The sequence below is a fragment of the Serratia sp. CY74737 genome (assembly GCF_052166775.1).
Taxonomy (GTDB): Bacteria; Pseudomonadota; Gammaproteobacteria; order Enterobacterales; family Enterobacteriaceae; genus Serratia; species Serratia ureilytica.
The window spans coordinates 173,324-191,744 of the sequence record NZ_JBJNOF010000004.1 but is presented as its reverse complement, the minus strand read 5'-3'; the positions used below and the strand labels follow the sequence as shown (position 1 = coordinate 191,744).

The window sequence follows — 18,421 nt, the reverse complement described above, 5'->3', positions numbered from 1 at the left end:
TGAGGAAAGCAGGATGCCAACCATCACGAAAACCCAATCACTTTACACGTTGACCCGGCCGGTCTGGCTGGATGCGGCAGGCATGAGCAAAGGTATCGATCACGATCGCCAGCACCTGGGCATCATTCTCGCCGCCGGGCAGGTGCTGCGAGTGCGGCAGACCAACGCGGCGTTTACCGGCAAGCTCACGCTGCGCTTGCTGAATGACGACAGCAAAACGGAGGCTGAATTCAGCGTCGGCGCGAGCTGGGTCGAGGCCCAGGTCAATGCCGTCTCGGTGCCGTTTATCGATACGCCGTACGGGCAGGGCGAACCGGCGCTGGAGTTCGAGTATCCGGACACGGCGAAAGCGCTGCCGGTTTATCGCCGCGGCGAAAACGAAGCCGCATTCTTCGCCCGCTGGGACGATCGGGACGCCGAGTTTGCGCTGGTCGATGCGGAATACGCGGTGTTGCTGGTGCCGAAAATCAGTAAACCGGCGCTGAAGTCGCTGGGCGAGGCGAAAAACATCGACGGGCTGATCGCCTACTATGACCGCATTTTCACCTTCTACAATGCGCTGACCGGCGTCTCGTTCGAGGCTGAACACGAATCCGATCGCAATATTCGCAACCGCTACTTTATGAAGGCCGATAAACACGGCGCCGGCGCCGCGTATTACGGCGGCCGCTGGACGGCGGAAACCAGCAGCTCGGTCAGCAGCTTCTGGCTGACGCCGAAAGACAGCAACTGGGGCAGTCTGCATGAGATCGCGCACGGCTATCAGGGGCACTTTATGGGCGACAAATATTTCTCCACCGGTGAGATGTGGAACAATATTTACGCCGCTTGCTATCAGGACGTGATGCTGGGAGAGCGCAAATACCAGGAAGGGTGGCTGTATAACTACGGCAACGCGGCCGGCGTCGAGAAGAAAATCGTCGATCTGATCGCTCAGGGCACGCCGCTCAACCAGTGGGATCTGCGCTCCAAGCTGTTCTTCGCGATGCTGATGGTCGACAAGGCAGGCAAGAACGCCTTCACGCACTTTAACCAGCAGTATCGCCAAAGCTGCAATACGCCGGGCTTCGTGCCGTCCGAACATGCCTTGCTGGACCTGCTGTCGGCAAGCTTCGCCGCGGCCGGCGAGCAAATCGACGTGACGCCGTTTGTCGAGCTGACCGGCGGCGTGATCACCCAAACGCAGCGCGATCTCAACGCGTTCAGCCACGCCAAGGCGGTGTACCCGCTGTATCAACTGGTGGATGTGCAGAGTTTGCCGGCGGTGCAGGCACAGCTGAAGCTGGATTCCTCCCTGCGCCTGGTCGATTCCTCTCAGCTCAAGGCGAGCGGCCTGAAAGGCGATGTCGCCCTGAGTCTGGATATCGATGACTTTGCGCAGATCTACGGTGAGGATCTTGTCCTGATGGAAGGGGCGCGCTATGCCCACAAGGTCCGTATTGACGCGCCGACCCTGGCGCTGGCTGGGTTGCCGATCGGCGTGTACACCCTGCGGTTGCCGACCGGTAAAGATCGCAAATACCGGCCGACGGCGGGTTACCTGACCGTGAAACAGGGGAAAAGCGCGGTGACGCTTCGCTTCGAGCGCAAAGCCGCTTCGCCGATCGTGTCGCAGGAGATCAATCTGTTGGGCCTGAGCGATGCGGTCTTCGCCACCGTGGTCGTCGATCGCGCCAAAGGGGCGGTGGTGGTTGACGTGACCAGCACCACGCCGCACGCCTACTTCCCGGGTGAAACCTATGCCCGGGTGACGCTGCGCGATCGGCAGGGTGCGGTGCGCTTCAGCAAAGAGGTTCAGGGCACTCAGGCTACGTTAAGTCACGACGAGCTGCCGTTTGCCGAGGGTGATGACATCGAGATTTATCATGTGGAGCCGAGCCGGGTGCGTTTGAATCCGGCGGCGGCCGGCGTCATCGATAACAAAAACAAAACCAACGTGCTGCGTATCGAAACCAGCGGGCTGAAAAACCCGGCGTTGCCCGGCGATCCCGAGCAGGCGCTGCTGACGCGCCTGGAACAGGCGGCGCAGCGTTTGCGCCGGCTGCTGCCGGCCTACTACGCGCCATCGTCGTCGTTCAAGGACGATATTTATCTGGCGATCGGCGCCTTTGCCGAGCCGCAGCGCGAGCCGCTGTTGGCGACCTATCGGGATTGCCTGCCGGCCGACAATACGCCGCCGGGCGCTAACGTCGGCAATGCGTTTACCGTGGCGTGCAAAGGGATTGGCGATCGCCAGTTCCTGACCGGCGCCATCGATCTGGTGAAGAAAACCGTTACCGTCACGCTGGCGGCGGGGATTGCTCACCACTACTTTGCCGACAGCTACGCCTTCCTCAGCGTGACGGATGCGGACGGCAACGTCTTGCTCAGCTACGACGTCATCGGCAGCCAGAATCAACCGGCCAAAACCTGGGTGTTGCCGCTGTCGGGTTACGGCGGTGAAGTGATTCATCTGCGGCATGAAGAGCCGGACAACCGCCTGGCGATCGTCAACGAAATGCAGCACTTGCGGCTGGCGGAGAAGGGCAAGCAACAGACCTACTGCATTACGCCGGTCGGTTTGAAACGCATTAAGGATTGATCCCCATCGGCCTGCGGGGCGGCGAGTGTCGTCGCCCCGGTTTTTCCTCTGCGTCATCCCGCCATTGCACTCTTTTTGTTCTCCCGCTGCGCGCCGCTGGTGCAGCCCGTTTGCCGCCGCTGTCATAAGTTTTAATTATAATTTATTGAAATCATGAGATTAAAAATTGGCACGCCGGTTGCTCTGTTGAATCCCATCTTGTGTACCAGATGGAATTCAGTCGATGAGCGAACCTGTTGTAGCGTGCGGTTTTACCCTCAGTGAATGGCAACACCATTACCAAACCCGCCCGGCGGGCGAGCGCCTTGCCTGCGTCAGTGCGACGATCGAAACGCTGGTCGCCGGGCTGAACCCAGACGATAACGCCTGGCTGTATCTCGCTACGCCGGCGCAGCGCGAGCAGCAGTATCGGCAGCTGGCACAGAGGCTCGAGGCGGTCGCCGGCGATCTCAGCCGCCTGCCGCTGTTCGGCGTGCCCTTCGCCATCAAAGACAATATCGACGTTGGCGGCTGGCCGACCAGCGCCGCCTGCCCGGCGTTCACCTATCAGGCCGCGGCGGACGCCACCGTGGTCGCCCACCTGCGCGCCGCCGGGGCGATCGCCCTTGGTAAAACCAACCTCGACCAGTTCGCTACCGGGTTGGTAGGCACTCGCTCACCGTATGGCGCAGTGGTCAACAGCTTCGACAGCCGCTACGTCAGCGGCGGTTCCAGCTCCGGCTCCGCCTCGGTGGTGGCGCGCGGCCTGGTGCCGTTCGCGCTCGGCACCGACACCGCCGGTTCGGGGCGTGTGCCCGCCGGGTTCAACAACATCGTCGGGCTGAAGCCGACCAAGGGGCGGTTGTCCAACCGCGGCGTGGTGCCGGCCTGCCGGTTGAACGATACGGTGTCGGTTTTCGCGCTGACGGTGGCCGATGCCGCGCTGGTGGCGGAACTGGCGAGCGGCTTTGACGCGGCAGACCCGTATTCCCGCCCCGATCCGCATACCGCGCCGGCGGATATCCCCGCCGCGCCGCGTTTCGCCGTTCCCGCCCAGCTGGAGTTTTTCGGCGACGTTCAGGCCGAGCGGGCGTTTCACCGAGCGCTGGCGCAGCTGCAGGCGGGCGGCGCCACGCTGGAACCCCTCGATTTCGCGCCGTTTCGCACTCTGGCGGAACAGCTGTATTACGGCCCCTGGGTGGCGGAGCGCACGGTGGCCATTGAGCAGGTGCTGGAAGCGAGCCCGCAGGCTATCGATCCGGTGGTGCGCGGCATCGTCGGCAACGGCCTCGGTTACAGCGCCTGCGACGCCTACAAGGCGGAATACCTGCGCGCCGAGCTGGCGCGGCAAATCGCCCAGCGGCTGGCGCCGTTCGACGCGCTGGTGGTGCCGACCGCGCCCACTATTCGCACCCTGGCGGAGATGGCGCAGGAGCCGGTGCTGTTCAATTCGCAATTCGGCACTTACACCAATTTCACCAACCTGGCCGATCTGAGCGCGCTGGCGCTGCCGGGGCCGCTGCGCGAAGACGGTCTACCGGCGGGCATCACCCTGATTGCGCCCGCCTGGCATGACCGGGCGCTGGCGGCGTTTGGCCTGCGCTGGCAACGGCAAAGCGCCTTGCCGCTCGGGGCCATCGGTCGGGCATTGCCGCCGCAGCCTGTGCCTGCGCCGTCCACAGGGCACGTGCGTCTGGCGGTAGTGGGCGCTCACCTTAGCGGCATGCCGCTCAACGTCCGGCTGACACAGCGCGACGCGGTGCAGGTGGAGCAAACCGCTACCGCCCCCTGCTATCGCCTGTATGCGCTGGCCGATACCGATCCGCCGAAGCCGGGGCTGGCGTGCGCGGCTCAGGGGGCGGCGATCCACGTTGAGCTGTGGGACATCCCGCTGGCCCGTTTCGGGGAGTTTGTGGCGGAAATTCCGGCGCCATTGGGCATCGGCACGCTGCTGCTGGCGGACGGCCGGCGGGTGAAGGGGTTTATCTGCGAAGCCTGGGCGCTGGAAGGTGCCACGGATATCACTGAGTTTGGCGGCTGGCGCGACTATCTCGCCAGCGTTAAGGGGGCATGAACATGTTTACTACCGTACTGATCGCTAACCGCGGCGAAATCGCCTGCCGCGCCATTCGCACCCTGAAACGCCTGGGCGTAACCAGCGTGGCGGTCTATTCCGACGCCGACCGCAATGCGCCGCACGTCGCCGAGGCCGACAGGGCGGTGGCGCTCGGCGGCGACAAGGCCGCCGACAGCTACCTGCGCATCGACAAGATCCTCGCGGCGGCCGCGGCCACCGGCGCGCAGGCGATCTACCCCGGCTACGGCTTTTTGTCCGAGAGCGCCGAGTTTGCCGACGCCTGCGAAGCGGCGGGCATCGCCTTTATCGGCCCGACGGCGGCGCAGATGCGCGAGTTCGGCCTCAAGCACCGGGCGCGCGAGCTGGCGGCGTTGGCCGGGGTGCCGATGACGCCGGGCACCGGCTTGCTGGAGAGCGTTGAGCAGGCGGTCTCGGCCGCCGCGCGCATCGGCTACCCGGTGATGCTGAAAAGCACCGCCGGCGGCGGCGGCATCGGCCTGACGCGCTGTGACGACGAGGCGGCGCTGCGCGACGCGTACGACAGCGTCAAACGGCTGGGAGAGCAGTTCTTCCGCGACGCCGGCGCCTTTATCGAACGCTTCGTCGATCGGGCGCGCCACGTCGAGGTGCAAATTTTCGGCGACGGCCAGGGGCGGGTGGCGGCGCTCGGCGAGCGCGACTGTTCGCTGCAGCGGCGCAACCAAAAGGTGGTGGAGGAAACCCCGGCGCCGCATCTGCCGGCGGCGACCCGCCAGGCGCTGCACCGGGCGGCGGTGGCGCTGGGCGAGTCGGTGAATTACCGCAGCGCCGGCACCGTAGAGTTTATCTATGACGCCGCGCGCGACGAGTTTTATTTCCTGGAGGTGAACACCCGCTTACAGGTCGAGCACCCGGTCACCGAAATGGTCACCGGCCTGGATCTGATCGCATGCATGCTGCAGGTGGCGGCGGGCGACGCGCTGGATTGGGTGGCGTTGCAACGCGCGCCGCAGGGCGCGGCGATCGAGGTGCGCCTCTACGCCGAAGATCCGCTGAAAAACTTCCAGCCCAGCCCCGGCGTGCTGACCGAGGTGCATTTCCCTGACGACGTGCGCCTCGATGGTTGGGTGGCGACCGGCAGCGAAGTGTCGGCGTTTTACGACCCGATGATCGCCAAGCTGATCGTGCACGGCGCCGATCGGGCACAGGCGTTGGAAAAATTGCGCGTGGCGTTGGCGGCGACCCGTTTGCACGGCATCGCCACCAACCTCGACTATCTGCGGCAGGTGATCGCCACGCCGCAATTTCAGCGCGGCGACGTCTGGACGCGCCTGCTGGACGATGTGCGTTTCCAGCCGCACTGCCTCGAAGTGCTGCAACCCGGCACCTACAGCAGCGTGCAGGATTATCCCGGCCGCCTCGGCTATTGGGACATCGGCGTGCCGCCGTCCGGCCCGATGGACGACTTCGCGTTTCGGCTGGCCAACCGCATCGTCGGCAACCACCCGGCGGCCGCCGGGTTGGAGTTTACCCTGCAGGGGCCGACGCTGCGCTTTCACTGCGACGCCACCATCGCGCTGACGGGCGCGAGCTGCCCGGCCGATCTGGATGGCGAGGCGGTCTCCTACTGGCGGCCGATCGCGGTGCGGGCCGGGCAGGTATTGACGCTGGGGCGCGCCACGCAAGGCTGCCGCACCTATCTGGCGGTACGCAACGGCTTTGACGTGCCGGTGTATCTCGGCAGCCGCTCCACCTTCGCGCTGGGCCAGTTCGGCGGCCACGCCGGGCGCACCTTGCGCGTGGCGGACATGTTGGCGATCGCCCAACCGGCGCTGGCGGCCAGCACCACGCCGGCGCCGATCGCCGCGCCGCAGGCGATGGACGACAGCCTGATCCCGCACTACGGCGACCAGTGGCACATCGGCGTGCTGTACGGGCCGCACGGCGCGCCGGACTTTTTCACCGCTGAATCGATAGAGGCCTTCTTCGCCACCGACTGGCAGGTGCATTACAACTCCAACCGCCTCGGGGTGCGCCTGTCGGGGCCGAAGCCCGAGTGGGCGCGGGAGGACGGCGGCGAGGCCGGTTTGCATCCTTCCAACGTGCACGACTGCGAGTACGCCATCGGCGCCATCAACTTCACCGGCGACTTCCCGGTGATCCTGACCCGCGACGGGCCCAGCCTCGGCGGCTTCGTCTGCCCGGTGACCATCGCCAAGGCCGAACTGTGGAAAGTGGGGCAGGTGAAGCCGGGCGACCGCATCCGTTTCCATCCGATCGGTTTCCGGCAGGCGCAGTCGCTGGAGCAGGCGCAGCTCGGCAGCATCGAAGCGCTGGCGGCGGTGAAGGCCATCACCCTGCCGCCGCCGGATCTGGCCCCGGCGGAGACCGTTTCCGTCGCGGTGCTGGCGGCGCTGCCGGCGGCGGAAGGGCGCCCGGCGGTGGCGTATCGCCAGGCGGGGGACGGCTACATCTTGATGGAGTACGGTGACAATGTGCTCGATCTGGCGCTGCGGCTGCGCATTCATCTGCTGATGCAGTCGCTGCGTGAGGAGGCGATACCGGGCGTGGCGGAGCTGGCGCCGGGCGTGCGTTCGCTGCAGATCCGCTACGACAGCCGGCAGATTAGCCAGGCCGACCTGCTGCAGCGCCTGCTGGCGCGCGAACGGGCGCTGGGGGACGTCAGCCGCCTGAAGGTGCCGACGCGCACCGTGTGGCTGCCGATGGCGTTTGAGGATTCGGCCACGCTGGGGGCGGTGGATCGCTATCAACAGACGGTGCGCGCCTCGGCACCCTGGCTGCCGAACAACGTCGATTTCATTCAGCGCATCAATGGCCTGAGCCGACGCGAGCAGGTGCGCGACATTCTGTTCGACGCCTGCTACCTGATTCTCGGGCTGGGCGACGTCTACCTCGGCGCGCCCTGCGCGGTGCCGCTCGATCCGCGCCATCGCCTGCTGAGCTCCAAATACAACCCGGCGCGCACCCACACCGCCGAAGGGACGGTCGGCATCGGCGGCATGTACATGTGCATCTACGGCATGGATTCGCCGGGCGGTTACCAACTGGTGGGGCGCACGCTGCCGATCTGGAACAAGTTTCTCAAAAACCCGCAGTTCACCGCCGGTGAGCCCTGGCTGCTGCGCTTCTTCGATCAGGTGCGCTTCTACCCGGTCAGCGAGCAAGAGCTGGACGAGCAGCGCGAAGCGTTCCGTGAAGGGCGCATGCAGGTGCGCATCGAAGAGAGCGAGTTCGACTTCGCCGCCTACACCCGTTTCCTGGCCGACAACGCCGAGGCGATCGCCGACTTCCAGCATCGCCAGCAGCAGGCGTTCAGCGCCGAAGTGGCGCGCTGGCGCAGCGATGACGACGAGGCCGAGGCGCAGCTGTTGCCGCCGGAGGAAGAAGACGCCATCGACGGCGATTTGGTCAGCGCCGATCTGAACGGCAGCGTGTGGAAGATCCTGGTGGAACCGGGGCAGGCGGTGGCGGCCGGGCAGCCGCTGATCGTGGTCGAGGCGATGAAAATGGAGCTGGCGGTCACCGCGCCGCGCGCCGGGATCGTTAAACGCATCAGCTGCCGGCAGGGGCGGCCGGTCGGGCCGGGCGACGCCCTGCTGTGGCTGGAAAAGGCGGTCTGAACGGAGGAGCGATGATGCAAATCACCAACGGAGAGCACAAGGCGCGCCCGGAAGGGTTGGCGGAGCGCATTTATCTGCAGCTCAAGGCCGACATCTTCGAGTTTCGCCTGCTGCCGGGCGATCGCTTCAGCGAAAGCGACGTGGCGCAGCGCATGGCGGCCAGCCGCACGCCGGTGCGTCAGGCGCTGTTTCGGCTGGAGCGCGAAGGCTATGTCGAGGTGTTGTTTCGCAGCGGTTGGCAGGTGCGGCCGTTCGACTTCGCCTACTTCGAAGAGCTGTACGACCTGCGCATCGTGCTGGAGCAAGAGGCGGTGAAACGGCTGTGCGAACGCCCGGCCGGGGAAACGCCGGACGCGCTGGCGGCGCTGAGCCGTTTTTGGACCGAAGCGCCGCGCCTGGCGGACGGCAAGGCGGTGTCGCAGCACGATGAGCAGTTTCATCAGGCGTTGGTGGCCGCGGCGGGCAACGGCGAAATGGCGCGCATTCACCGCGAACTGACCGAAAAGATCCGCATCATTCGCCGGCTGGATTTCACCCAGCAGGCGCGGGTGGACGCCACCTACCGCGAGCACGCCGCCATTTTGCAGGCGATCCTGCAGCGGCAAAGCGGGGCGGCGCAAACGCTGCTCGGCGAGCACATCGCCGTCAGCAAGGCAGAAGTGCGAAAAATAACGCTGCACATGTTGCACCAGGCGCGGGCTCAGCAGCCTGCGCGCTCGGCGTAACGATTTTGATTTCACACACATCAGGAGTTTGAACTATGCAACGTCGTCGTTTTATCAAAGCTTTTGCGCTATCCGCCGCCGCTGTCGGCCTGGGCCTGGCCTGGAGCGCGCAGGCCGCCGACACCATCAAGGTCGGTATTCTGAGTTCGCTCTCCGGCACCATGGCGATTTCCGAGACGCCGCTGAAGGATGTGGCGCTGATGACCATCGACGAGATCAACGCCAAAGGCGGGGTGCTCGGCAAAAAGCTGGAGCCGGTGGTGGTAGATCCGGCCTCCAACTGGCCGCTGTTCGCCGAAAAGGCGCGCCAGCTGCTGAGCCAGGACAAGGTGGCGGCGGTGTTTGGCTGCTGGACTTCGGTGTCGCGCAAGTCGGTGCTGCCGGTGTTTGAGGAGCTGAACGGACTGTTGTTCTATCCGGTGCAATACGAAGGCGAAGAGATGTCGCCGAACGTGTTCTACACCGGTGCGGCGCCGAACCAGCAGGCGATCCCGGCGGTGGAATACCTGCTGAGCGAGGACGGTGGCGGCGCCAAGCGCTTCTTCCTGTTGGGCACCGATTACGTCTATCCGCGCACCACCAACAAGATCCTGCGCGCCTTCCTGCACAGCAAAGGCGTGCAGGACAAGGATATCGAAGAGGTCTATACGCCGTTCGGCTACAGCGATTACCAGACCATCGTCGCCAACATCAAGAAGTTCGCCGCCGGCGGCAACACCGCGGTGATCTCCACCATCAACGGCGATTCCAACGTGCCGTTCTACAAAGAACTCGCCAACCAGGGCGTCAAGGCCACCGACGTGCCGGTGATCGCCTTCTCGGTCGGCGAGGAGGAGCTGCGCGGCATCGACACCAAACCGCTGGTGGGCAACCTGGCGGCCTGGAACTACTTCGAATCGCTGGATAACCCGACCAACAAACAGTTTGTCAGCCAGTGGAAAGCCTACGCCAAGGCGCACAATCTGCCGAATTACGCCACTGCGGTCACCAACGATCCGATGGAGGCCACCTACGTCGGCCTCCATATGTGGGCGCAGGCGGTGGAAAAGGCCGGCACCACCGACGTCGATAAGGTGCGCGCGGCGATGGCCGGGCAAACCTTCGCCGCGCCGTCGGGGTTCACGCTGACCATGGACAAGACCAATCACCACCTGCACAAGCCGGTGATGATCGGCGAGATCGAGGGCAACGGCCAGTTCAACGTGGTGTGGCAGACCGAGGCGCCGGTGCGCGCGCAGCCGTGGAGTCCGTATATCGCCGGCAACGACAAAAAGCCGGATTACCCGGTGAAAGGCGGCAAGTAACGTCACTCAGCGCCGGCGCGGCCCGACGCGCGCCGGCCCAACAGAAGAGGCAGCTGATGCAATCTCCGTTTTTATCCTCTCTGCGCGCCGGGCTGTGGCTGTTGTGCGCCTGGCCCCTGCTGGCGCAGGCCGGGCCGGCCGATGAGTTCGCGGCGGCCACTCGCGCGCAGCAGGCCAAACTGCTGCAGGCGTGGGCGGCCGAGCCGGATCCCGCGCGCCTGCCGTTGCTGCAGGGGCTGCAGCAGGAAAGCGTGGCGATCGACGGGGCGAAACGCGCCTTTATCCGCCAGGGCGACCGCTATCTGCCGCTTGAAGGCGAGGCGGCCCCGGTTGGCGAGCCGAAGAAAGTGTGGCTGAACAACCGGCTGCGCATTCTGATCGCCAACGCGTTGTCGGCGCAGCGGTTGGTCAGCGCGGACGCGGCGGTGCGGCTGCAGGCGGCGACCGCGCTGCAGCGCGAGGCGCAGGGCGAGCAGTTGCCGCTGTTGACCCGGCGGCTGGCGCAGGAGAAAGACCCGCAGGTACGCGACGCGCTGAGCATTGCGCTGGCGAACCTGCAATTGGCCGACGCCAGCCCGCAGGTGCGCTTCAATGCGGTGCGGCTGCTGGGGGAATCGGGCGAGCCGGAAACCCGCGCGCGGCTGCAAGCCTTGACCGATGCGGCCAATGAGCCGGACGCCGCGGTGCGCGCCGAGGCGCAGCGCAGCCTGCAGCGCGTGCAGCACCGCCTGATGATCGGCGATCTGCTCGGCCAAGCGTTCAGCGGCCTGTCGCTCGGTTCGATCCTGCTGCTGGCGGCGCTCGGCCTGGCGATCACCTACGGCCTGCTCGGCGTCATCAATATGGCGCACGGCGAAATGCTGATGCTCGGCGCCTATTCCGCCTATCTGGTGCAGGGGCTGTTTCAGCAATTTGCGCCGCAGTGGCTGGCGCTCTACCCGCTGGCGGCGCTGCCGGTGGCGTTCGCCATCACCGCCGGGATCGGCATGCTGCTGGAGCGCACGGTGATCCGCCACCTGTACGGCCGGCCGCTGGAAACCCTGCTGGCCACCTGGGGCATCAGCCTGGTGCTGATCCAACTGGTGCGGGTGCTGTTCGGCGCGCAGAACGTCGAGGTCGCCAACCCGGCGTGGCTGTCGGGCGGCGTGCAGCTGTTGCCGAACCTGGTGTTGCCGTGGAACCGCATCGCGGTGATCGCGTTCGTGCTGCTGGTGCTGACGTTGACCTGGCTGCTGCTGAACAAGACCCGGCTCGGCATGAACGTACGCGCGGTGACGCAAAACCGCGCGATGGCGGCCTGCTGCGGCGTGCCCACCGGGCGGGTGGACATGCTGGCCTTCGGGTTGGGATCCGGCATCGCCGGGCTTGGCGGGGTGGCGCTGTCGCAGTTGGGCAACGTCGGGCCGGAGCTGGGGCAAGGTTACATCATCGATTCGTTCCTGGTGGTGGTGCTCGGCGGCGTCGGCCAGCTGGCGGGGACGGTGGCGGCGGCCTTCGGCCTCGGCATCGTCAACAAGATCCTCGAGCCGCAGATCGGCGCCGTGTTGGGCAAGATCCTGATCCTGGTGCTGATCGTTCTGTTTATTCAAAAGCGTCCGCAGGGGCTGTTCGCCCTTAAGGGCAGGGTGATTGACTGATGAGCCAACCATTGACCGTAACCGGCGTGCAGAAAGCGCCCCGGCTGGCGTTGAGCATCGGCGGGCTGGCGTTGCTGGCGCTGCTGGTCATGCCGTTCATGACGTTGTTGCCGGCGGGTCATCCGCTGGCGGTGTCCACCTATACCCTGACGCTGGCGGGCAAGATCCTGTGCTACGCGGTGGTGGCGGTGGCGCTCGATCTGGTGTGGGGCTATGCCGGGCTGCTGTCGCTCGGCCACGGGCTGTTCTTCGCGCTCGGCGGCTACGCCATGGGCATGTACCTGATGCGGCAGGCGGCGGGAGACGGGCTGCCGGCGTTTATGGCGTTCCTCTCCTGGAACGAGCTGCCGTGGTTCTGGAGCGGCACCCAGCATTTCGCCTGGGCGCTGTGCCTGATCGTGCTGGTGCCGGGCCTGTTGGCTTTCCTGTTCGGCTACTTCGCCTTTCGCTCGAAAATCAAAGGGGTGTACTTCTCGATCATGACCCAGGCGCTGACCTATGCCGGCATGCTGCTGTTCTTTCGCAACGAGACCGGTTTCGGCGGCAATAACGGCTTTACCGGTTTCACCACGCTGCTCGGCTTTCCCATCACCGCCGCCGGCACGCGGGTGGCGCTGTTCCTGGCGACGGTGCTGCTGCTGGCCGCCAGCCTGGCCATCGGCTTTGCGCTGGCGCGCAGCAAGTTCGGCCGGGTGCTGACCGCGGTGCGCGATGCGGAAAACCGCCTGACCTTCTGCGGCTACGATCCGAAGGGCTTCAAGCTGTTCGTCTGGACGCTGTCGGCGGTGCTGTGCGGGCTGGCCGGCGCGCTCTATGTGCCGCAGGTCGGCATCATCAACCCCGGCGAAATGTCGCCGACCAACTCGATCGAGGCCGCCATTTGGGTAGCCCTTGGCGGGCGCGGCACCCTGGTGGGGCCGCTGCTCGGCGCCGGCATCGTCAACGGCGCCAAGAGCTGGTTCACCATGGCCATTCCCGAATACTGGCAGTTTTTCCTCGGCCTGATGTTTATCGTCGTCACGTTGTTTCTGCCCAAAGGGGTGATTGGCCTGCTGCGTCGGAGGAAATCCTCATGAAGGCGATGCAAGTGACCGACGAACTGTTTACCCATCCGCTGCCGGCGGACAAATACCGGCAGCAAACCGATCCGGTGTTGCAGCTCGACAACGTCAACGTCAGCTTCGACGGTTTTCGCGCGCTGACCGATCTGTCGCTGCGCATTGGCGTCGGCGAACTGCGCTGCGTGATCGGCCCCAACGGCGCCGGCAAGACCACCCTGATGGATGTGATCACCGGCAAAACCCGGCCGGACAGCGGCAGGGTGTTTTACGACCAGACCGTCGATCTGACCCGGCTGGCGCCGATGCAGATCGCCCATGCGGGCATCGGCCGCAAGTTTCAAAAACCGACGGTGTTCGAGGCGCTGACGGTGTTCGAAAATCTGGAGATCGCCCAGAAAACCCGCAAGTCGGTATGGGCCTGCCTGCGCGCCCGTTTAAGCAGCGAACAGCGCGACCGCATCGACGAGATGCTGAAGACCCTGCGGCTGGGGCATGAGCGCCACCGGCCCGCCGGGCTGCTGTCCCACGGACAGAAACAGTTTCTCGAGATCGGCATGCTGCTGGTGCAGGAACCGCACCTGCTGTTGCTCGACGAGCCGGCGGCCGGCATGACCGACGCTGAAACCGACTACACCGCTGAACTGTTCCGCGAGCTGGCGGGCAAGCATTCGCTGATGGTGGTGGAGCACGACATGGGGTTTGTGGAAACCATTGCCGATCGCGTGACGGTGCTGCATCAGGGGCAGGTGCTGGCGGAAGGATCGCTGGCGCAGGTGCAGGCCGATGAACGGGTGATTGAGGTATATCTGGGGCGCTGAGGAGGCGTAATCATGCTGCAGGTAGAGGAATTGAATCAGTATTACGGCGGCAGCCACATTCTGCGCGGCCTGTCGTTCGAGGCGCGCATCGGCGAGGTGACCTGCCTGCTGGGGCGCAATGGCGTGGGCAAGACCACGCTGCTGAAATGCCTGATGGGGCTGATCCCGGCGCGCAGCGGCAGCGTCCGTTGGCGGGGCGAAACCATCACCGGTAAAAAGCCGCATCAGCGGGTGCAGGCGGGCATCGCCTATGTGCCGCAGGGGCGGGAGATTTTTCCGCGCCTGACGGTGGAGGAAAATCTGCTGATGGGGCTGGCGCGTTTTTCCGGCGCCGACGCGCGCGCGGTGCCGGATCCGATCTATGAACTGTTTCCGGTGCTGCGGCAAATGAAGGATCGGCGCGGCGGCGATCTTTCCGGCGGGCAGCAACAGCAGCTGGCGATCGGCCGGGCGCTGGCCTGCCGACCGCAGCTGTTGATCCTCGACGAACCGACGGAAGGGATCCAACCTTCGGTGATCAAGGAGATCGGCGCGGTGATCAAACAGCTGGCGGCGCGGGGCGATATGGCGATCCTGCTGGTGGAGCAGTTCTATGACTTCGCCGCCGACCTGGCGGACAGCTATCTGGTGATGTCGCGCGGCAGCATCGTGCAGCGCGGCGCCGGCAGCGCTATGGAACAGGACGGCGTCCGCGCGCTGGTGGCGATTTAACGTTGGGTCAGCTGAAAAAGGATTGGCTGAGCGGATCGCGGGAATGATGCAGCACTCTGATGATATTCACCTCCCGCCTGTGCTGTCGAAATAAATCAGGTGGTTGGCGACGGGCAATACCCATAGGCCGGGGCTGATTGCATCGATGTTTTTGCCGAGTTGGTGGTGGCTAAGGTTATCGAAAGCCTGATGCAGGCGGCGCAGATAATCTTCGGCCACCTGCAAGCCAAAGTGCGCCAACCCGTAAAAATAGATCTCTTCCATATCGTCCAACGCTTTTGGACGAACGGTTACTCTCCTGCGCACCCTTTTGCTTTGCTCCGTATTCTTTCCATGAACACATCACGATCCCATTCGACGGCTTCGCCGCTGTTCTCTCCTTCGGCGATCAAGCGCCTAAGCTCTTCCAGTTTTGAGGCGGCGGTACGTTCGCGCAAAGTGCGCACGGATTCGCGGATGACCTCACTGGGCGTTCGGTAATCGCCGCTGGCCACCAGGTCTTCGACGAAGCTACGCAGTTCGTCACCCAGATCTACCGTTAGTGTTCTGCCCATTGTTCCTCCTCACTTTCGGCTATGCTGCGTCATTGTAAGATTAGTTCTTACATTGTGCACGTCAAACTATCAGGATCTCAATAGCGGTCCCGTCATGAGGACGGGAGCCACCCGTTTATTCATTAAGGATAACCATGAACGAAATCACTGTGTCACGCCTCGGTTGCATCGTCCTGTCCCTGTTTCCGGCCCTGTGGGGGCTGTTTAGCCTGTTGAACAATACGGCGGATTTCGCCGGCACCGCGCGCAATGCGGTGGGGCCGCTGCTCGCCATGCAGGATACTTATCAAACGCCGGGGCTGATGTGGCGCGCGATCAGCGCCGACTGGGCCTGCATGTTGGGGTTGGCGGTCATCACCGCGCTGGAAACGCTGGCCGGCCTGTTCGCGACGGCGGGCGTGGCGTTGATGATCGGGCGATTGAAAGGCCCTTACGCCGCTTTCGCCAAGGGTAAAGTCTGGGCGATGCTGGGGGCGCTTTGCGCGATAACGGTGTGGGGCGTCGGCTTTATGGTGGTCGCCGGCGACTGGTTTATGGCCTGGCAGGCCAAGAAGGATCCGCTGGCGGTGCAGCTGGGGGCACTGATCTACCTGGCGCCCAATGCGTTTGCCTTGCTGTTCCTGATGCTGCAGCGGGAGCCGCGCTAAACGACGGCGGAGCGGGGCGCGGTTACAGCGCCTTGCTCATATACCAAATGCCTATCGAGCCCTGGGCGCTGGTGTAGCAGGTCTCGCCACAAATGCTCAATCCTTGACGCTGATAAAAACGTTGGGCGCGGGTGTTACGTTGCAGCACTTCCAGCCACAGCGTTTTTTGCCGACGGTCGATAGCCCGCTGCTGCACCTGTTCGTACAGGCGCTGGCCATAGCCGTTGCCGGCATGGCCCGGCAGAAAATAGATTTTCTGCAGCTCTGCGCCGATGTGCTCGGTTGGTGCCAGCAGGCTGTCGAAGTTCACCCGCGCATAGCCGACGAGGGCGTCATCCTCATGGGCCAACAGCCAGCATACGTCGGGATCGCGCAGCGTCCGTTCCAGCGCGGAGACGGAAAAATCCTCCGCCAGAAAGGCCTCCAGCTCGTGCGGGTAGCGCCACAGCTCACCGAAGTGGGCGCGGTAGGTGCGGATGCCGATATCGCGCACTTGCGTTAAATCTTCCAGCAATGCCTGACGAACGGTGAACATCAGTGCCCCTTTGAGTAAGAAAAATTACAGCCGTTGTTCCAGATGCCGGTGAGGCACCATCGCCTGATGCAGAATGGCGAGAACGGTGATGCCGGCAGGGCGGTTGCGGTAGTAGATCCTATGGCTGGCGTAAGGAAAACTGCGTATCTCTTCGCCCAGATCGTGGAAGTGAGCTTTACCCGCTTCCGGCATATCTGCCAAATGATGCATGGCCTCTCTCAACTGCTCAAGATAGCGGCGAGATTGCGCTTGGCCCCAGTGCTCGATGGTGAAATGACGAATAGCCAGCAGATCTTGTTGGGCCTGCGGGGTGAGGCGAAATGCGGGCATCTCAGTCTGTTTCATCGGTGAGCAGACGGTTGAAGAAGGCATCGCCGTCTACCGCCTTACCGGCGTCTTCCTCGGCGGTAGCCTGCGCGATTTTTTGCTGCAGTGCGCTTAATTTGAGATCTTCCAGCGCCTGGTAATCTTCTACAGACATGACGACGGCGACCGGTTTGCCGTTGCGATTGATTTGCACCGGTTCACGCTGCGCCTTGAGCAGCAAATCGCCGAATTGGGTTTTGGCCTCGTTCGCGGTGAGTGCGTACATTTAATCGCTCCAGTTAATTAAATCGTTCGATTTAACCATTATACGGCGCGATGAAAAAATCACCAATGCTATTCCGGCGGGCAGGTTTCGTTGGACAGATGCCGCGGTGTTTCACGGCGAAAACCCAGGCCGATGATGCGGCCGAACAGGCGCGGCAGCCAGCGGCTGTTGCCGACGCGGGCGATCAAGCGCGAGCCGCCCGCCGCGCGGCGTTCGCCCGGCTTGCGCTGGCTCATTTTGATCTGCAAAAACTGGATGGCGCGAGTGGGGAATTCGCGCCGGCGCTGCACGCTCAGCAGATGCTTCAGCTGCAGCCGATGCTGGCGCAGCGGCGGGATCAGGGCGTTGGCGGCGGCCACCGCGTCCTGAATCGCCAGGTTGACGCCCACGCCGCCGATCGGCGACATGGCGTGCGCGGCGTCGCCGATGCACAGCACCCCCGGTTTGGCCCAGCGATCCAGACGATCGATGCGAATGCTCAGCAGTTTGACCTGATCCCACTCGACGATCTCCTGCAGGCGATCGTCCTGGAATGGCGCCACCTCGGCGAGGTGCAGCAAAAATTTCTCCAGCCCGCTGTGGCGGATCGCATCGAAGCTGCCTTTGTCGATCGAGTAACCGCACTGCCAGTAGTCGCCGCGATCGATCATGATGAAGTTCTGTTTCGGCCCGGTGTGGCCCATCGACCAGGCCGGATCGCCCGGCTGCTTGCTGAGCTTCATCCACAATACGTCGCGCGGCGCGCCGAAGGATCGGCTGCTGAGCGCCGCCTGTTCGCGCACCACCGAGTTGCGGCCGTCGGTGCCGACCACCAACTGGCTGCGCACGCGGATCGGGCCTTCTGGCGTGTCGGCCAGCACGCCGCACACCTGGCCGCGGTCGTACAGCAGCTGGTGAACCTGCGTTGAGGTCAGCAGCCTGAAGTTGGGGAAGGCGGCGGCCTGCTGGGCCAAAAAGTTGAGGAACTCCCACTGCGGCATAAAGGCGATAAATTTGCAGCGCGTCGGCAGGCGGGTGAAATCCGCCAGCTTGATGTCGCGTCCGGCGACTTCGGCGTGCAGAGATTCCGCGCGCTGATGCGGCAGCGTCAGCAGTTCGTCGAGCAGGCCCAGTTGATGCATGACTTCCAGCGTCGACGGGTGAATGGTGTCACCGCGAAAATCGCGCAGGAAATCGGCGTGCTTCTCCAGCACCGTCACGTCGATCCCCGCCCGCGCCAGCAGATAGCCGAGCATCAGCCCGGCGGGGCCGCCTCCCACGATGCAGCAGGTGGTGGCGTAAGGTGTGATTGGTGATGACGACATGACGGTTGACCCCGGAGAGCGGCCCGCATCCCGCGAGCCGCAAATGAATATGCAATATTGATAATGATTATCAATATCACATTGAGCTGTCAACCCGCGGCGCAGTGTGGTCAAAGGGAGCGGACAGAGGGGCGGAACCGGCGGGCAGGGTAAAACGGTATTGCATCGCGAGCATAAGGATTCTCCGGAAAGACATTGACCCGGAGCGCGTGACACGCCATCTTTATCAGTAAAATCGGTATTATTTTGATTGATGGTTCAGAAAATCAGGATGGT

General features: G+C 64.1%; 16 protein-coding genes. 10 read left to right on the top strand and 6 right to left on the bottom strand.

All coding sequences use genetic code 11. From position 1 onward, the window contains the following. Nucleotides 1-13 precede the first annotated feature (13 nt). The 9 genes from ACJ8PE_RS07110 to urtE all read left to right on the top strand — a co-directional run bounded on the left by ACJ8PE_RS07110 (nt 14) and on the right by urtE (nt 14,513). The gene (locus ACJ8PE_RS07110) at nt 14-2,581 is read left to right on the top strand and encodes a putative mucin/carbohydrate-binding domain-containing protein (RefSeq protein WP_197793172.1); all 2,568 of its coding nucleotides are present in this window, start codon (nt 14-16) and stop codon (nt 2,579-2,581) included. A 223-nt stretch (nt 2,582-2,804) separates the two neighbouring features. Further along, nucleotides 2,805-4,634 (top strand): allophanate hydrolase, encoded by a 1,830-nt coding sequence (gene atzF / locus ACJ8PE_RS07105; protein ID WP_442536735.1) that lies wholly within the window; start codon nt 2,805-2,807, stop codon nt 4,632-4,634. Between the two features lie 2 nt (nt 4,635-4,636). Further along, nucleotides 4,637-8,257 (top strand): urea carboxylase, encoded by a 3,621-nt coding sequence (gene uca / locus ACJ8PE_RS07100; RefSeq protein WP_442536734.1) that lies wholly within the window; start codon nt 4,637-4,639, stop codon nt 8,255-8,257. A 14-nt stretch (nt 8,258-8,271) separates the two neighbouring features. Continuing rightward, nucleotides 8,272-8,982: a GntR family transcriptional regulator gene (locus ACJ8PE_RS07095; RefSeq protein ID WP_033644224.1), complete on the top strand. Its 711-nt coding sequence runs from the start codon at nt 8,272-8,274 to the stop codon at nt 8,980-8,982. A 35-nt stretch (nt 8,983-9,017) separates the two neighbouring features. Next, a complete protein-coding gene (gene urtA, locus ACJ8PE_RS07090; RefSeq protein ID WP_025302020.1) occupies nt 9,018-10,286 on the top strand; it encodes an urea ABC transporter substrate-binding protein in 1,269 nt (422 codons plus the stop codon). A 56-nt stretch (nt 10,287-10,342) separates the two neighbouring features. Then, nucleotides 10,343-11,923, top strand: coding sequence for an urea ABC transporter permease subunit UrtB (urtB, locus tag ACJ8PE_RS07085; RefSeq protein WP_404769000.1), 1,581 nt, complete (start codon nt 10,343-10,345; stop codon nt 11,921-11,923). Beyond that, complete coding sequence (urtC, locus tag ACJ8PE_RS07080) at nt 11,923-12,999, top strand: urea ABC transporter permease subunit UrtC (protein WP_033642333.1); 1,077 nt, start codon at nt 11,923-11,925, stop codon at nt 12,997-12,999. The genes urtB and urtC overlap by 1 nt, the downstream gene beginning before the upstream one ends. Further along, nucleotides 12,996-13,802, top strand: coding sequence for an urea ABC transporter ATP-binding protein UrtD (gene urtD / locus ACJ8PE_RS07075; RefSeq protein ID WP_015377102.1), 807 nt, complete (start codon nt 12,996-12,998; stop codon nt 13,800-13,802). Before urtC ends, urtD begins: the two co-directional genes overlap by 4 nt. Nucleotides 13,803-13,814: 12 nt before the next feature. Then, a complete protein-coding gene (gene urtE, locus ACJ8PE_RS07070; protein WP_046686646.1) occupies nt 13,815-14,513 on the top strand; it encodes an urea ABC transporter ATP-binding subunit UrtE in 699 nt (232 codons plus the stop codon). A 66-nt stretch (nt 14,514-14,579) separates the two neighbouring features. Here the strand turns inward: urtE and ACJ8PE_RS07065 are convergent, their stop codons facing one another. Together ACJ8PE_RS07065 and ACJ8PE_RS07060 are read right to left on the bottom strand one after the other, a co-directional pair. Then, on the bottom strand, nt 14,580-14,777 hold the full coding sequence (locus ACJ8PE_RS07065; RefSeq protein WP_232099410.1) for a type II toxin-antitoxin system RelE/ParE family toxin: 198 nt from the start codon (nt 14,775-14,777) through the stop codon (nt 14,580-14,582). Nucleotides 14,778-14,803: 26 nt separating this feature from the next. After that, nucleotides 14,804-15,067: a type II toxin-antitoxin system ParD family antitoxin gene (locus ACJ8PE_RS07060; protein ID WP_004939442.1), complete on the bottom strand. Its 264-nt coding sequence runs from the start codon at nt 15,065-15,067 to the stop codon at nt 14,804-14,806. A 134-nt stretch (nt 15,068-15,201) separates the two neighbouring features. Here ACJ8PE_RS07060 and ACJ8PE_RS07055 point away from each other — a divergent pair, with 134 nt between their 5' ends. Further along, a complete protein-coding gene (locus tag ACJ8PE_RS07055; protein ID WP_042783943.1) occupies nt 15,202-15,714 on the top strand; it encodes a DUF2165 family protein in 513 nt (170 codons plus the stop codon). A 22-nt stretch (nt 15,715-15,736) separates the two neighbouring features. Here the strand turns inward: ACJ8PE_RS07055 and ACJ8PE_RS07050 are convergent, their stop codons facing one another. The 4 genes from ACJ8PE_RS07050 to ACJ8PE_RS07035 form a co-directional block, all read right to left on the bottom strand. Then, nucleotides 15,737-16,249 (bottom strand): GNAT family N-acetyltransferase, encoded by a 513-nt coding sequence (locus tag ACJ8PE_RS07050; RefSeq protein WP_033642337.1) that lies wholly within the window; start codon nt 16,247-16,249, stop codon nt 15,737-15,739. 24 nt (nt 16,250-16,273) lie between these two features. After that, nucleotides 16,274-16,579 carry a type II toxin-antitoxin system RelE/ParE family toxin gene (locus ACJ8PE_RS07045; RefSeq protein ID WP_232099409.1) on the bottom strand — a complete coding sequence of 102 codons (306 nt, stop codon included), beginning with the start codon at nt 16,577-16,579 and terminating at the stop codon, nt 16,274-16,276. 1 nt (nt 16,580) lies between these two features. Continuing rightward, nucleotides 16,581-16,841, bottom strand: coding sequence for a type II toxin-antitoxin system Phd/YefM family antitoxin (locus ACJ8PE_RS07040; protein ID WP_016928576.1), 261 nt, complete (start codon nt 16,839-16,841; stop codon nt 16,581-16,583). A 68-nt stretch (nt 16,842-16,909) separates the two neighbouring features. Continuing rightward, nucleotides 16,910-18,145, bottom strand: a complete 1,236-nt coding sequence (locus tag ACJ8PE_RS07035) for an FAD-dependent oxidoreductase (RefSeq protein ID WP_033642339.1) — start codon at nt 18,143-18,145, stop codon at nt 16,910-16,912. Between the last annotated feature and the right edge of the window lie 276 nt (nt 18,146-18,421).

Bases quoted from the DNA above. Each gene is read 5' to 3' on its own strand.
- ACJ8PE_RS07110 (WP_197793172.1), top strand. From the start codon at position 14: ATGCCAACCATCACGAAAACCCAATCACTTTACACGTTGACCCGGCCG.
- atzF (WP_442536735.1), top strand. From the start codon at position 2,805: ATGAGCGAACCTGTTGTAGCGTGCGGTTTTACCCTCAGTGAATGGCAA.
- uca (WP_442536734.1), top strand. From the start codon at position 4,637: ATGTTTACTACCGTACTGATCGCTAACCGCGGCGAAATCGCCTGCCGC.
- ACJ8PE_RS07095 (WP_033644224.1), top strand. From the start codon at position 8,272: ATGCAAATCACCAACGGAGAGCACAAGGCGCGCCCGGAAGGGTTGGCG.
- urtA (WP_025302020.1), top strand. From the start codon at position 9,018: ATGCAACGTCGTCGTTTTATCAAAGCTTTTGCGCTATCCGCCGCCGCT.
- urtB (WP_404769000.1), top strand. From the start codon at position 10,343: ATGCAATCTCCGTTTTTATCCTCTCTGCGCGCCGGGCTGTGGCTGTTG.
- urtC (WP_033642333.1), top strand. From the start codon at position 11,923: ATGAGCCAACCATTGACCGTAACCGGCGTGCAGAAAGCGCCCCGGCTG.
- urtD (WP_015377102.1), top strand. From the start codon at position 12,996: ATGAAGGCGATGCAAGTGACCGACGAACTGTTTACCCATCCGCTGCCG.
- urtE (WP_046686646.1), top strand. From the start codon at position 13,815: ATGCTGCAGGTAGAGGAATTGAATCAGTATTACGGCGGCAGCCACATT.
- ACJ8PE_RS07065 (WP_232099410.1), bottom strand. From the start codon at position 14,777: ATGGAAGAGATCTATTTTTACGGGTTGGCGCACTTTGGCTTGCAGGTG.
- ACJ8PE_RS07060 (WP_004939442.1), bottom strand. From the start codon at position 15,067: ATGGGCAGAACACTAACGGTAGATCTGGGTGACGAACTGCGTAGCTTC.
- ACJ8PE_RS07055 (WP_042783943.1), top strand. From the start codon at position 15,202: ATGAACGAAATCACTGTGTCACGCCTCGGTTGCATCGTCCTGTCCCTG.
- ACJ8PE_RS07050 (WP_033642337.1), bottom strand. From the start codon at position 16,249: ATGTTCACCGTTCGTCAGGCATTGCTGGAAGATTTAACGCAAGTGCGC.
- ACJ8PE_RS07045 (WP_232099409.1), bottom strand. From the start codon at position 16,579: ATGCCCGCATTTCGCCTCACCCCGCAGGCCCAACAAGATCTGCTGGCT.
- ACJ8PE_RS07040 (WP_016928576.1), bottom strand. From the start codon at position 16,841: ATGTACGCACTCACCGCGAACGAGGCCAAAACCCAATTCGGCGATTTG.
- ACJ8PE_RS07035 (WP_033642339.1), bottom strand. From the start codon at position 18,145: ATGTCGTCATCACCAATCACACCTTACGCCACCACCTGCTGCATCGTG.